This is a genomic window from Microbulbifer maximicatervae (SeqCode) (genome assembly GCF_052467385.1).
Genome location: NZ_CP174311.1, coordinates 1,808,581 through 1,822,949 on the forward strand (window position 1 = coordinate 1,808,581; position 14,369 = coordinate 1,822,949).

Annotated in this window: 11 protein-coding genes; 6 read left to right on the forward strand and 5 right to left on the reverse strand. The window is 52.3% G+C overall.

What is annotated here, in order from left to right; genetic code table 11:
- The first annotated feature begins 88 nt into the window (after positions 1-88).
- Positions 89-1,126 carry a quinone-dependent dihydroorotate dehydrogenase gene (locus ACJJIR_RS07850; protein WP_444907921.1) on the forward strand — a complete coding sequence of 346 codons (1,038 nt, stop codon included), beginning with the start codon at positions 89-91 and terminating at the stop codon, positions 1,124-1,126.
- Between the two features lie 63 nt (positions 1,127-1,189).
- On the opposite strand, the gene rmf is transcribed toward ACJJIR_RS07850, so the two are convergent.
- Complete coding sequence (gene rmf, locus ACJJIR_RS07855; protein ID WP_108733677.1) at positions 1,190-1,441, reverse strand: ribosome modulation factor; 252 nt, start codon at positions 1,439-1,441, stop codon at positions 1,190-1,192.
- 434 nt (positions 1,442-1,875) lie between these two features.
- On the opposite strand from rmf, the gene rlmKL reads away from it, so the two are divergent.
- Positions 1,876-4,074: a bifunctional 23S rRNA (guanine(2069)-N(7))-methyltransferase RlmK/23S rRNA (guanine(2445)-N(2))-methyltransferase RlmL gene (rlmKL, locus tag ACJJIR_RS07860; RefSeq protein WP_444907922.1), complete on the forward strand. Its 2,199-nt coding sequence runs from the start codon at positions 1,876-1,878 to the stop codon at positions 4,072-4,074.
- A gap of 260 nt (positions 4,075-4,334) precedes the next feature.
- On the opposite strand, the gene ACJJIR_RS07865 is transcribed toward rlmKL, so the two are convergent.
- Both ACJJIR_RS07865 and ACJJIR_RS07870 read right to left on the reverse strand, forming a co-directional pair.
- Positions 4,335-6,725, reverse strand: coding sequence for a bifunctional serine/threonine-protein kinase/formylglycine-generating enzyme family protein (locus ACJJIR_RS07865; protein ID WP_444907923.1), 2,391 nt, complete (start codon positions 6,723-6,725; stop codon positions 4,335-4,337).
- A gap of 17 nt (positions 6,726-6,742) precedes the next feature.
- On the reverse strand, positions 6,743-7,660 hold the full coding sequence (locus ACJJIR_RS07870) for a PP2C family protein-serine/threonine phosphatase (RefSeq protein ID WP_444907924.1): 918 nt from the start codon (positions 7,658-7,660) through the stop codon (positions 6,743-6,745).
- A gap of 319 nt (positions 7,661-7,979) precedes the next feature.
- Here ACJJIR_RS07870 and ACJJIR_RS07875 point away from each other — a divergent pair, with 319 nt between their 5' ends.
- The gene (locus ACJJIR_RS07875) at positions 7,980-8,840 is read left to right on the forward strand and encodes an FHA domain-containing protein (protein WP_444907925.1); all 861 of its coding nucleotides are present in this window, start codon (positions 7,980-7,982) and stop codon (positions 8,838-8,840) included.
- Positions 8,837-9,091, forward strand: a complete 255-nt coding sequence (locus ACJJIR_RS07880) for a glutaredoxin family protein (RefSeq protein WP_413662439.1) — start codon at positions 8,837-8,839, stop codon at positions 9,089-9,091. Before ACJJIR_RS07875 ends, ACJJIR_RS07880 begins: the two co-directional genes overlap by 4 nt.
- A gap of 1 nt (position 9,092) precedes the next feature.
- Here ACJJIR_RS07880 and ACJJIR_RS07885 read toward each other — a convergent pair whose 3' ends face one another.
- Positions 9,093-11,099 carry a transglycosylase SLT domain-containing protein gene (locus tag ACJJIR_RS07885; RefSeq protein ID WP_444907926.1) on the reverse strand — a complete coding sequence of 669 codons (2,007 nt, stop codon included), beginning with the start codon at positions 11,097-11,099 and terminating at the stop codon, positions 9,093-9,095.
- A 156-nt stretch (positions 11,100-11,255) separates the two neighbouring features.
- On the opposite strand from ACJJIR_RS07885, the gene ACJJIR_RS07890 reads away from it, so the two are divergent.
- Positions 11,256-13,121 (forward strand): ATP-binding cassette domain-containing protein, encoded by a 1,866-nt coding sequence (locus tag ACJJIR_RS07890; protein WP_444907927.1) that lies wholly within the window; start codon positions 11,256-11,258, stop codon positions 13,119-13,121.
- A 53-nt stretch (positions 13,122-13,174) separates the two neighbouring features.
- Here ACJJIR_RS07890 and ACJJIR_RS07895 read toward each other — a convergent pair whose 3' ends face one another.
- The gene (locus ACJJIR_RS07895) at positions 13,175-13,618 is read right to left on the reverse strand and encodes a universal stress protein (RefSeq protein ID WP_282932316.1); all 444 of its coding nucleotides are present in this window, start codon (positions 13,616-13,618) and stop codon (positions 13,175-13,177) included.
- A gap of 145 nt (positions 13,619-13,763) precedes the next feature.
- Between ACJJIR_RS07895 and ACJJIR_RS07900 the strand changes: the two genes are divergently transcribed.
- Positions 13,764-14,294, forward strand: coding sequence for a hypothetical protein (locus tag ACJJIR_RS07900; protein WP_444907928.1), 531 nt, complete (start codon positions 13,764-13,766; stop codon positions 14,292-14,294).
- The last annotated feature ends 75 nt before the right edge of the window (positions 14,295-14,369 follow it).

A 14,369-nucleotide genomic window follows, 5' to 3' on the forward strand; every position in this document is an offset into this window, starting at 1 on the left:
GGCCGCTCAAAGGCCCCTGTAGTATCGTCATCACAAGATAGAGCCCTTCGTTTTTCTGAAGGGTTCGCCTCCCCACGTAAGGAAAGGTATGTATTCAACACTGCGTAAAGCCCTGTTTGCGCTTGACCCTGAGCGGGCCCACCATTTGTCGATTGATGCCATTGGCGCTGCAGAGCGCCTCGGTTTGATGTCCCTGTACAAAAAGTCGGTCCCGGATGATCCGGTCGAGTTGATGGGGCTCACTCTACCCAACCCGGTTGGTTTGGCCGCTGGTCTGGATAAGAATGCGCAGGCCTTTAATGGTTTCGGAGCCCTGGGATTCGGGTTTGTTGAAGTGGGCACCGTGACACCGCGCCCCCAACCCGGCAATCCGCTGCCAAGGCTGTTTAGGGTGGAAGAGGCCGATGCGATTATTAACCGTATGGGTTTTAACAACCTCGGTGTTGACTACCTGATTGAAAGAGTGAAAAAGCGCCGTTATAGCGGTGTTTTGGGGATCAATGTGGGTAAGAACTTTGATACTCCAGTGGAAAAGGCCGCCGATGACTACTGCCTGTGTATGGAGAAGGTGTACCGCTACGCCGACTACATCACTGCCAACGTTTCTTCTCCCAATACCAAAGGGCTACGTGACCTCCAGTTTGGTGACAGTCTCAATCGCTTGCTGGGCAGCATCAAAGACAAGCAGATGGAGCTGGCTCAAAAGAGTGATCGCTACGTCCCTGTTGCCGTCAAGATTGCCCCGGATATGGAAGGCGATGCGGTGGCGCAGATAGCCGAGGCGCTGTGTGAGTACGATATCGATGGGGTGATCGCTACCAATACGACGATCGATAAGTCTTCAGTCGCCAAGCTGCCCCATGGTAGCGAAGAGGGCGGTTTGAGCGGAAAACCCCTGAGAGCGCAATCCACCAAGGTCATCGAGCTGTTATCGAAAGAGTTGAGCAAGCAGATCCCGATTATTGGGGTTGGCGGTATTTTTGATGGTGACAGTGCGGCTGAAAAGATTCGTGCTGGGGCGACCGCCGTACAGATGTACACCGGTTTTATCTATCGGGGGCCTGAATTGATTCGTGAGGCGGCAGAGGCAATTGCTTTGGAGCGCCGCCGATCAGAGCAAGGGTAAGCTGTATCAGTTGCTGACTGCTAGGAAAAGGGGGGCTTTTGACGATAAGCCCCCTTGCCATCGCTAAATGGTACTCCACCCGTCAGGGTATTGGATGTCGGTAGAAACGGCGCCATAAATTTCCAGTTTTTGCGCCTTGGTCACTCTGTCGAAGCCATTCCAGTAATCTTCCCGCCCCTCACGCCAACCGTTGATCCACTCCTGATGAGGATCCTCTTCGACAAATGGGCAGCTATCCATAGACTTGTTGTTCAGGGCTGCCAAATAGCCCTTGTAAAATGCCCTGTCGGCGTGATTTCGTTTTTGGCGTTTCATCGTATACGGCACCTCTACTTTGTCGGTCTGTGGACAGTTTGTCGGCAGGTTCGCAAACGGCTCTATTTGGGGGTGTCTCTCAATGAATTTTAGTGAAGGAAATAAGTCTTTGAACGGACCGACCCAATCCACCTTATTAGTAAGAGTAAAGTGGCTGCGTGGGAATCGGAAAACATCTCTAGTTGACAGTATGACTTATGGGGCAGGTAGTAATTAACGGCAGGGCGTATTCTCTTCTGCCACAAAATGGGATAATCGTCCTCTTTTGGGCAAGGCGATAATGCTCAATTTCCCTAGTTGGGGGCGGTAAAGGTTTTGCCTCCAAGTTTTATTTGTGCGTACTGGCGGCGCAGACGTTGCCGGCAGCTTTAAGTGGGCGGTCTTTATTGGCGCACAAAACTTCCTCCACAGGAGGAGCTTAATGAGTAAGTATTTTGACAGATTTACAAACCGAAGAATTTGAGTTTACGGCTACGTGTCCCAAGGGAATAGAGGGACTGCTCGCTAATGAATTACGTGACCTGGGTGCAGGGTCTGTAAGGGAGCAGCCGGCGGCAGTGTATTTTTCCGGCCCCCTGAAGTTGGCTTACCGCTGCTGTCTGTGGAGTCGCTTGGCAAACCGCATTATGTTGCGTTTGTCGCAGGTGCATGTAGCCACCGCTGAAGACCTGTACCGAGCAGTTGCCGAGCAACCCTGGGAGCTCCACATTCGCTCCTCGGGCAAGCTGTGGATGCAATTCTCTGGGACCAACCGAGAGATCCGCAATAGTCAGTTCGGTGCTCAAAAAGCAAAAGATGCCATTGTCGACCGCCTTCGCCGCCAGTCGGGAGCCCGCCCAAGTATTGATAAACATCATCCAGATTTGATGGTTGCCCTGCGCTTGCATCGGGATAAGTTGGATATCGCCATCGATCTAAGCGGTGACAGCTTGCATCGCCGTGGCTACCGAACCCATATCGGTGCAGCCCCGCTGAAAGAGAACCTTGCGGCAGCACTGTTGCTGCGAGCCGGCTGGCCAAAGATTGCTGAGCAGGGTGGAGCCTTGCTCGACCCGATGTGTGGCTCGGGCACTATTCTGGTGGAGGCGGCGATGATCGCTGCGGATATGGCACCGGGATTAATGCGGGATAGCTTTGGTTTTGAGCGCTGGCTAAATCATCAAAGCGATATTTGGAACGAGCTTCGCGAAGAGGCATTGCAGCGTCAAGGCGTTGGCCTGGCGCGCGAACTGCCAGAGATTCGCGGTTACGATGCCGATGCGAAAGTCTTGTTTGCGGCTGAGGCTAATATTGCCCGGGCCGGTCTGGAGCGCCAGGTGCGAGTGAGTTGCCGCCCAGTAGCAGGATTTAGGGTACCGAGCCATAGAGAAGTCAAAGCGGGATTGGTTTTGACAAACCCGCCCTACGGTGAGCGCTTGGGTGAGCAGGAAGCTCTGCGGGAGACCTATTTTGAACTGGGGCGGCAGTTAAAGGCGGAGTTCCCGGGCTGGTTGGTCGGTGTGTTTACCGGCAATCCGGAACTGGGTTATGCCACCGGTTTACGCTCTCATAAGCAGTACCAGTTATACAATGGCAGTATCCCCAGTCAGTTGCTGATGTTTGAGGTTCGCGGGCAAAGCGGAGCGGCGGCGAGTGAAGATACTGGGCCGAAGCTTTCACCCCAGGCGGAGATGGTAGCGAACCGCTTACGCAAAAATCTGCGCACTACGGGTAAATGGGCCGCGAGGGGTGGCGTGGATTGTTATCGCCTCTACGATGCGGACTTGCCTGAGTATGCTGCGGCTATCGATATCTATAAAACCCTGGATGGCGCCGTGTACGCGCATTTGCAGGAGTATCGTCCGCCGGCCACTATCGAGGAAGAGAAGGCTCGGGGGCGCTTGCGCGATTTGTTAAGGGCCCTTCAGTCCGTGCTCGAATTGCCTCGCGCGAATATCAGTATTAAAGAGCGCCGTCGCCACAGCCACAAGGGCGGAGGTAAGGGTGGAAGTCAGTATCAGAAGCAGACCGAATCCAGAAAGGGACTCTGGGTTGGGGAGTATGGTGCTGAGTTGGCGGTAGATCTGTGGAGCTACCTGGATACAGGGCTTTTCCTCGATCATCGCCCGGTGCGCAAATATCTACGAGAGATTTCTGCCGGTAAAACATTCCTAAACCTTTTCTGCTATACCGCCAGTGCGACGGTCCAAGCGGCTCTGGGTGGTTGCAAGCAAAGCACTAGTGTCGATATGTCGCGAACCTATCAAAACTGGGCGGGACAAAATTTCCGTGCTAATAACATGGATCCTTATCGCCATCAGTTGGTCGAGGCCGATTGTTTGCAGTGGCTTGAATCTGCTCAACAGAATAGGAAAGGCCATTACGATTTAATATTTATGGACCCCCCGAGTTTCTCCAATTCCGCGAAGATGAGCGGGGTATTAGATATTCAGAGGGACCACGGGAAATTGATTCGTCAGTGTATGTCCCTGTTGTCGCCTCAAGGTCGCTTGGTGTTTTCCAACAACTTGCGCAGCTTTAAGATGGACGAGGACGTTTCCAGTGAATATTCGGTAGAGAAGCTGAACCTTTTGGATAAGGATTTTCAGCGCAACCCAAAAATTCACAATGTTTGGGAGCTCCGGCTGAAGTAGGGTGGTACTAACGCTTTAGTGATTTATGGCCGGCTTGATTTAATAGCCGGCCTAAAATACCTAAGGTCGAATAGGTTTTGACCATTGAAATTGAGGGATTTTACAAGCTGGAGGTAAATCGCCGTCCAGTGTCAATTTACTTGTAATTCAATTCTAGGTTAATTTGGGCCAGCGGCTTTCAGCTAAAACTTTGCATAAATAAAAAGATAGCGAAAGTTGACGGTACAACCACAGAAACCCGATTCGCTGTGAGCTCGGATCTATTCATTCAGATCCATTACAACCCGTATCCCCACATCCTTTGAGCGCGCGGTTTCATTGAGGCCTTTTCGGTAGTCAGAAGAAATCTTACTAGAGGTATCACGCATTGAGCCGCCCCTTACAGAATGAAGTTGGCAGCCGTTAATCTTTATAGGTGCTGAAGTAGTTTTTGTTGGGTTGTAGCCAGCTTGGTAACAGTCTTCCACCCACTCAGCCACGTTTCCTGCTGTGTCAAAAAGGCCAAAAGGATTCGCCTGATAATGACCTACGGGAGCTGTACTGATGCTGAACAGCTTTGTGAATTCGCTAGAGCAACCTCTGCGACAATTGGCTTTTCCTCGGACGTCGCTGGAAGCCCACCAGTATTGGTGGGTACTGCCTCCCCGGGCTGCGTACTCCCATTCGGCTTCACTGGCCAGCCGATACTGCTTGCCAGACTCCTTTGACAGCCACTTCACATACCTTTGTGCGTCCCGCCAGGTCACATTAATTACCGGTCTATCGCCGCGCCCCCAGCCTGCATCGCTGGGTTTAGCACTACCGGTGGCCTCGGCAAAACGATCGTATTCGGCAAAGGTGACCTCATAGATGGATATAGCAAAGTCCTGCTCTACATTTACTCTGTGCGCAGGGCTGGCCAGTCGCCGCTGGTTATTGCCCATGGTAAAGCTGCCTGCTCCCACTGCGACCATTTTCGGGCCCAGGCCACCTGAGGACAATTCAGATTGAAATCGCTTGCCGATAAAGTAGGCAGGTTCCAGCTCGATCGCCACTTCGAGGTTTTGTTCTTCCAGCAAGACCCACTGGCGAGCTTTACTGAAGCCCCGTTTACTAACTTCCACATCATATTTGCCTGGGCTCAATTCAAGCCCCGGCTGGTAGCGGGGGGCTATGTTCATAATCCGCACACGGGCATCAGAAGGCTGTGTATTAATCGTTAGGCTGTACAGCTTGGGTTGGTTCTCTGCTCTTGGCTCTGCAGGCTCAGGCGTGAGTACTTTTGGGGGCTCAATATTACTCCTGGCAATCAGTGCCTGATTACCACTGAGGGGTAGTTGTGCATCTGCATTGAGCGAGAAAGGTAGATTTAGCTGGGTAACTTGTACCTGTGAGTTTAGGGCATCTGCTGCTGATTTAGTTGGCGCAGACTCTGTATTTGAATTTGGAGCAATATTGGCAGGCTGCTCCGCGGTACCTAGTAGGGTGGCAGCTGTAAAATCGGCAGCGCCGTCCAATATAGGTAGTCCAAGTTGCCAGCCGGCCTTGTGATCAACGATGCTATACAGGCCCCAGGTTGAGGTAAGGCCAACAGCGATAAAGCTGCTCATAAGCCAGGAGCGCTTGTGTTTTGTTGGCTCAGCGAGGAACTGCCGCAGGCGTACAACAGTATCCTGCTCCTTACGCTCTGGCTTCTCGGGCGTTTCCTTCCGTTTCCAACTGGAAGCAACTCTCCCGAGTTGGTCTGCCACACTGCCGTAAATGGTCAGTACAAGTGCTTTTGCCAAGCTGGAAGTTTTTAAAGTTGAATTGTTGAGCTGGCTGATTTGGTTGGCCGGCTTTCCAGCGAGGGCTGCAACCAAATCATCTGCGGCATCGGCGATATCCAGGCCGCGTTGAAATCGCTTATCCGGATCTTTGGCCAGGAAGTGATCAAGTAGAGCCTGATAAAGTGCGTAGCGGGCAGGCAGTCGTGGTATTGGGTCGGTGAGGTGCTTTATTGCAATGGCGACGGCTTCGTCTGCTTGATAGGGAACAGCTCCTGTGAGCATTTCATAGAAAACAACTCCCAGGCTATACAGGTCGGCACGACCGTCAACCGCTGCTCCGCGAGCCTGTTCCGGGCTCATATAGTGAGGGGTTCCCACAACCATCCCACTGTTAGTCATACGGGTGGTTCTCGCGATAGCCCGGGCAACCCCAAAATCGCTGAGCACGGCCGATCCATCTTCGCGAAACAGGATATTCTCCGGTTTCAGGTCTCGGTGTACATAGCCCTTGCTGTGGGAGTGGTCTAGGGCCATGGCTATCTGGCGCACAACATTAAGCGCCTCAAGAGGCTCAAGCCCACCTTTGCTTAAACGCTCTGCAACCGAGCCCCCAGGCATGTAGTCCATGGCGATATAGTTCAGGCTGCGGTAGCGGCCAATATCGTGAATACCGACGATATTTGGGTGTGACAGCTGCCCAACGATATTTGCTTCCCGCTGGAACCGCTCACTGAAGATTGGATCAGCGTTCAGTACTGGCGACATAACTTTTAGTGCCACCTGCCGGCCCACACTGCGCTGTATAGCCAGGTAGACTGAGGACATTCCCCCCTGATTGATCTTCTTGAGGATGCGGTAGCCCGGTATCTGCAGTGAAGAGGTGCCGCTATTGACGACTTCCATGAAGTGCTTTCCCTATCTTAAAGCAGAGTTGAAAGTCCGTAGGCAACTGCGGTGGCTAAGGCGGCTGTGAAGAGGAGAATGAAGGGGCGATACTTTCTGAGTGTGGAGCCGGGCAGGGTGGGCTCGCTAATTGGGGTGAGGGATGCGGTAGAAGAAGGTTGCGCTGTGGATGGGGCATCTATGACCTGAACAGTGACATTATCTTTGCCTCCTGCATCCAATGCTGCAGCGATTAGAAGTTCTGTTGCTCTGTGGGTATCACTGTTTTCCGTCAATATCTGGTTGATTGAGTTTGCTGGTACTTCCGAACTAAGTCCATCGCTGCAGATGAGTAGTCTCTGTCCTGCTGCCCAGCGATAGGAGACTCGGTCCACTTCGAGTTTGGGATTGGTACTACCGCCGATACATCGGGTAATTACATGCCGGTTGGGGTGAATCGCGGCTTCTTCGGAGTTGATAGCGCCTGAATCCATCAGCATCTGTACGTAGGAGTGGTCGCTGGTTAGTTGGGTGAGTTTCCCTATTGTGCCTTCGGGAGCCCAGAGGTAAGCGCGGCTGTCTCCAACCCAGTAGATATGAAAGTAGTCACCTTCTTCAGCAACAACGACCGCAGTAGAGCCCATATTGGCTGTGGTTTGTTCATCGCCCAGTAAAAGGGCGTGCGCTTTTTGCAAGGCACGCTCGTAGTGCTTGTCAGTTTCCGCTGACTTTTGGATTTCTTCAACAACAGTTTTGCTCGCGAGTTCACCAGCGTGGTGACCGCCAAGGCCATCGGCTACAACCCAGATACCTTTGTCTTCCGCAGCCCAATAGGCATCTTCGTTCTGTTCACGCTTATAGCCGGTATGGGTTGCGCCGGCACTGCGTGTAGCGTCTTTGCTATGCTGAACTATCCCGCTGTGCCGTGATACTTCGCGTACTTTGGCTTCACTCACTGGCGTGCAACTACCTGTAATTTATTTAATCTTTCTAACGGTGATAACCCTCCGGTAATCACACGCCTCTTCCCTGTTGTGCTCTCGGCTTATTCAAGTTGCCGATCACTTTGTAGGTCATCGCTGAATCTGTTAAATACTAGACCTTTGGGCCATTTTAAGCTGCAAACCGAATCACACGCTAATGATATCGCCCATGATAAACTCAACTTTATCAATAAAAGTGAGTGTTTCGGCTGCTTTTTAACATTAGTTAAGCTCACTGTCTTCAATAATTGGCCAATTTCACACGGCCATTTTGGCTTTAGGAGCGATTTCGATGCTCAAACTTTGTGATGTCAATGATCTCAGCCAGAGCGTATGGCTGGTATCGCCGGGAGTAACTGTGGGGCGGGCGCAGAGTAGTGACTTGTGTATTACCGATGATTCCGTAGCGAAGTCGCACCTTAAAATTGCAGTTAATGGCGATGTTCTGACTTTGCACAATTTGTCGGGCGCGGCCCGTGTTTTGCTTAATGGTCAGCCAACTGGTACACCGTGCCAGTTAAAAATAAACGATCAGGTCAAAGTGGGCAGCCGTTTACTCCAGGTAATCGACCCGAAGGTAACTAAGCTCAAGTCTGGCCCCCCTAAGGCTGCTTCGAATCAGGGCGTTGCCTGGGCGCTAAGAGCCAATCACCGGGCTATTGCAGGAAAGGTGTTCCCTGTGAAAGAGAGTGCGGTAATTGGGCGCTCCGATGAGTGTGATATAACTTTTTCGCTTTCTCATCTTTCGCGTAGGCACGCTCGTCTCGAAGTAAGGGAGGGCTTACTGTTCGTTATTGACTTAGGTTCGGCAAATGGGACTTTTGTCAATAATAGAAAGGTTAGTGAGAGTCGAGTGCGCAGGGGCGATGAGCTTCGACTCGACACTTTAAGTTTTTCAATTGTCGGCCCAGCTGACGATAACAACCGCACGGCTGTACGCCCGGCTTTGCCGGAGTTCGAATTGCCCAGTTCTACCTCCGTCTCTGGAGAAGCCGATACAGTCCCCTATGCGGTGCAACCCAGTTTGTCTGAGGAGGTACCTGAGGGAGTCGATAAGCCAAAGGCTAAAAGTAAAACGTGGCTTTTAATAGTGGGGCTTGCGCTAAGTGTTGCGGGATATCTCTGGGGCAGCAGCCAGGGGGTTTTTGGATGAGCGATATAAAAGAGCTTTTGCTCTACACCACTTTGGGTTGCGGCCTGTGCGAAAAAGCCAAAATTGAAATTTGGCCTGCGCTGGAAAAATTCAACTTGCGTCTTCGCGAGGTGGATATCGCCGAGGATGAAGCGTTAATGGAGCGCTTTTCTATCCGCATTCCGGTGGTTGGCCTTGGAGACCCCGACGATGTTTGCGGTTGGCCGTTTGACCAGGTGCAATTGCAAGATTGGCTGAAGGAGCGGCTTTAAATTACAGTCGGCTCGCAGCTTCACTCTCCCTTAATAGCTGCAGCTTGGTGCCGCTTCGGTAAGCGTAAATTACTGAATAGGCGAGTACATTTTGCACATAATTGCGCGTTTCCCTGAAAGGAATGGTTTCAATCCATACATCATAGGGCAGCTGTTTTCGGGTCTCTTTTAGCCATCCCGCTACGCGGGTTGGCCCGGCATTATAGGCGGCGGCTGCCAGAAAACGGTTATTGTCAAAGCGGTTAAGTAAGCTACTTAAGTAAAAGCTGCCCAGCGCAATATTGGTGTTGGGGCTCAATAGGTCCCAGCTGCGTCGATAGCGCACCCCCGCTCTGCGCGCAGTAGCTTTTGCGGTCGATGGGAGCAATTGCATAAGTCCCAGGGCCCCGGAGCTGGATTTTGCATCGTGACTAAAGTGACTCTCTTGTCGTGCTACAGCGTAAATCAGATAAGGTTCTAGTGCCGAGCTCTGGGCACCGACCTGTTTGCTCACATCGTGAACAATATCGGAAAAGGCGAGTGGGAATCGCAGTTCCAAGTCGTCGAGGTAGTCAGCCGCAAGCACTGACTGGATTGATTTGTGGTACCAGCCCCAGGCGCTAGCTACTTTGCCGGCCGCAAGCAATTCCTGGTGGTCCATAGTTCTTGTGGCATAGCTCCACTCCCTTCGGGCATGGAAGAGTTCGCCTATGGCTTGTAATTCTCGGGCTCTCAGCAGTTCGGGACGCTTTGCCATCTCCTGCACTTGAATGGGGGTGATTGGTGCCGGCCGGTGCTCAAAGCTGTACTGTTGCCCCAAGGTATCAGCGGCAAGGAAACCGTAGTAACTGCGATTGCGGGCGGCTTTGCGGTAAAGGTGAGAGGAAGCTTCGGAACTTCCTGTGCCATAAAGTTCTTCCAGTGAGCGGGCTTTCCAATATACCCACCGGTCGAGTTGTTGTTTCTCCTCTGGCAGGCGGTCAATCCAGAACGCGACCTGTTGCCAATTTAATTCACGTAGGGATTGTCTGGCTAGCCACTCGATGGTGCGGCTATCGGTCACTGTGTGATGTTCAACCAGCTGTTGCAAGCGCTGCATATTATCCTGGCGAGCAAATTGACGCGCCAAGTGCTTGAACATGGCTTCTTGTTGGGCATCGGAAAACAAGTAGCTGGCCTGATAGCGGTGCCAGGCAGTTTCTGCTTTGATCGCGTCTTTTTTCGCCAATTGGTGCAATCCGTGCAACACGATATCGCGATATTCCAATGGGTTGTAGGCGAATTTGGTGTCAGTGAGAAGCTTCTGTGGGGTGAGATGGACCGAGCGTAAAAGTTTGGCTTTCTCTGCTTGGGGTGGCGTCATTTTTTTGGCGATATAGCGTGCCAAATTGAGGTTGCCTTCTTCGACTGCCAGCAGGTGCCGCTTCCAAGCGAGTTCCTGCGTCAAGCCGCCGTTTTTCATCCAGCGGGCAAAAACGGGGTCGCACTCCTCGACTTGGGACCGTCCAACAAGCCAGAGTTCTGATATCAACTGCTGTGTTTCTGCCTGATAGCCGTCTCGGCGCGATAGGGCATCGGCGTAATAGCAGCGGAGGGAGGTACGACTGTGTTGCGAAGGTTGGTAATAGCGCAGGTAAGTCGAGAACTTTTTTTGACTACCGAGTTGGCGCAACAACCTGACCATCATCCAGTCGCCAATAGCCGTGCCTCTGTTGCTCTCCAGGAATTGATCAACTTCTTTTAAGGGCAGTTGGTACAGTTTTTCACTGAGCGCCCAATAGTCAATATAAGCAGCGAGGGGATAATCTTTGAGCTCAGCTTTAAGTGCTCGAAGTTGCCGTCGATCCCTGTATTTTATCGCCTGCCGGGCCTGGCGGAGCTTTTCTCTCTGCGCCGCACGATCATCTTCGGATACTTCCGGTGCGATAGCGGTTGCCTGAACAGGTTGTGCATTTGTGGGCACGGCTGTGCAGAGACAGGTGATGATTAGGGCAGAAAGAAGCGCGATTCCTTTTGCGTCAGCTGACATCTCAATTACCTCAGTTGGACGTGTGTTTCCAGCTATGACTGACTATACGGTAAAAACGCGTAAAATAGCTGATTTTTCACAGAACCCGAAAGAGCCGACTTCGCTTCTTTCATCAGCGGGATTGAGGTTCGGGTTTGATAATTGTAGTGCCTATTTATGTTGCTTCTATTGGATGGGGTCAGTCTTCGTTACGGGACCCAGGTACTGGCAGACAATGTCAGCGCAAAAGTTGAGCGTGGAGATCGTATATGCCTTGTGGGGCGTAATGGGGAGGGGAAATCCAGCCTGTTGCGCTTGATCGCGGGGCAAGTTGACGCGGACAGCGGCGAGATTGTTCGTGCCAGCGGTATGGTTCAAGCGGTTTTGGAGCAGGAGTTACCTGCCGATTGCGCCGACTCTGTCTACGGATATGTGGCTATGGGGTTGGGCGAAATAGGCGCTGTTTTGTCGGCGTACAGGGACTCCCCCACAGCAGAGCTACAAGCCAAAATCGAAGCGGCTCACGGTTGGGAGCTGCTGCCGAAAGTGGACAGTGTATTAGATCGTTTGGGGCTCGATGCAGACGAAAAGGTTGCCGACCTTTCCGGTGGCTGGCAGCGCCGTGCTGCTCTGGCTCGCGCCTTGGTGGTGGAGCCTGATCTGCTGATACTGGATGAGCCAACCAACCACCTGGATATTGCTGCAGTCGAATGGCTTGAGAATTTCCTCGCCAGCTATCGTGGAGCTCTTTTGTTTGTGAGCCATGATCGTGCATTGGCACAACGTTTGGCCACCAGTGTATGGGATTTAGATCGAGGACACTTGCGGACTTTTCGCTGCAAGTTTGATCGTTACCAGGAAGAAAAAGAGAAGCTTCTCGAAGAGGAGGCAAAAAACGAGGCCTTGTTTGACAAAAAATTGGCGCAGGAAGAAACCTGGATTCGGCAGGGAATTAAAGCGCGCCGAACCCGTAATGAGGGGCGGGTAAGAGCGCTTCAAGCACTGCGTCGCCAAAGGGAAGCGCGCCGGTCCCAGCAGGGTATAGCCAAGATGGCCCTGGATAGCGGTGAGATGTCCGGCAAATTGGTCGCTGAGTTGAAGGGCGTCACTTTTGCTTACCCCGATGAGCAACCGTTGATTAGGGATTTATCATTCACGCTGATGCGTGGAGACCGCGTTGGCCTAATAGGCCCCAATGGTGTCGGCAAAAGTACCCTGATCAAATTGCTGCTGGGAGAGCTAAAGTCCCAGGGGGGGAGTGTGCGCCTGGGTACCAAGCAGCAAGTGGCCTATTTCGATCAGCGCCGGGATCAGCTGAATCCCGATTTGACTGTGCTCGATAATGTCGCCGAAGGGCGCGACTCAGTGACTATTGGTGGTAAAAGCCGCCACGTAATGTCTTATTTGGCCGATTTTCTTTTTAGTGGTGTTAAAGCCCGTACTAAAGTCAGCGCCTTGAGTGGTGGAGAGAGAAATCGCGCCTTGCTGGCAAAATTGTTTAGCCAGCCCGCCAATATTTTGGTGCTTGACGAGCCCACCAATGACCTGGATGTAGAAACCCTGGAGCTGCTTGAGCAGTTACTCCTGGACTTTGGCGGAACGGTTCTGCTGGTGAGCCATGACCGTGCTTTCCTGGATAATGTGGTGGGCTCATGCCTCGCATTTGAGGGGGATGGCCGCATCCGTGAATACGTGGGCGGTTATGGGGATTTTGTGCGCCAAGGTGGCAGCTTTGTCGCTGAGCTGAAAGAAGTTAAGCCAGCTGCTAGAAAACCAAAGGAAAAGCCCCAGTCCCAGGAGGCGGCTCCGGCGAAGAAAAAGAAACTGAGCTATAAGCTTCAAAGAGAGCTGGATAGCCTGCCCGCCTTGATTGAGTCTTTGGAAGAAGAGATAGGGGCTATTGAGCAAGAGGTTGCCGACCCCAGTTTTTATCAGCAGGAGCAGGCGTTGGTGCAGGCTAAGCTGAACACCCTGACGGAAAGACAAGCCCAGCTCGAAGAGGCATTTGAACGCTGGTCAGAGCTGGAGGGGGGAGACGACTAAGTTGAAGGGGAAGCTGCAATTATTGCTGCTTCCCCCTCCCCAATTTTGAAGGATTATTCGTCTTCCATATGTACCCGAATCGCCAGAACATCGCATTTGGCGCCATGGAGAACGCCGTTGGCGGTAGAGCCGAGTAGTAGCGCTAAGCCGTGACGACCGTGGCTGCCAATAATGATTAGGTCAGCTTCGATATCTTTGGCTAAGCGATGAATCTCAGTAGATGGCTGGCCGAGTATTACGTGTTGGCGATCTGCGGGGATATCCAGCCGATCGGCGGCTTTTTGCAATTGCTCCTTGGCCTGGGATTGTAGTTGGTCCTGTACCTCGGAGAGGTCCATTGGGATGTCGCCGCCATAGGCAAAAGTCAGGGGCTCAATGGCGTGAAGTAAGCTTAGCTCTGCACCAAATGCTTCAGCCATATCAGCGGCCCTATCAAGCACCTGAGAAGATTCTTTTGACAGGTCCAAGCCCACGAGGATGTGTCGGTATTTCGCCATAATTTACCTGCTCCTATCCCTTTTATTGACTGTGAAAAACACCCTTGTGACACCTATTTTGAGTCTACCGCAAAAAAAACCGATTGACATAGATCACGCGGAACACCGCACAATAGTCACTTTTTTCCACTGATGAGGAGTGGTTATGTCTGATTGGTTGCCGGTGATTATCGTCGGATTTGCCATCGCTTTGGTGCTGGGGCCGGTGATGTGGCTCAAGCCCAATGCCCGTGACAGCCGTCTTGCAGATTTGCGTAGCCGGGCGGCCCAGGCTGGCATTACCGTACAAATCCAAGCGCTGCCTGCGGCGTTGGGTGATGGGACTGCGGCTGTCTATTATCACCGCTGGCAGAACCGCAAAGGCCTGAGTGTGGGGTGGGTTTTGGATAAACAACGGATTGAGCACGAACTGAATTTTTCCGGTGTTTGGGATTGGGCTGATGGCCAGCCAGCTCCGCAAGGGGCATGGAAATATTTGCGCGAGCTACTGGAGAGAATCCCTCGGGACGCCTGTGCGATTACTGCAACACCAGTGGGTCTCGGTATTCAGTGGCCGGAGTCAGGAGGCAATCAAGCCTTCCAGAAACTGATGGCGTCGCTCGATGAGTACACCCCCTTAATAGAAGAAGCTATTCGAAAAGTGAGTTCACGCGCGGCGACTGAGGGGCTGTCTTGATTGCCGTATTAGCGGTGTAAAAGAGCGTCTACTGAGTCGCATTTAGGCGGACTGCCCAGTGCCAAATTTGGTGAC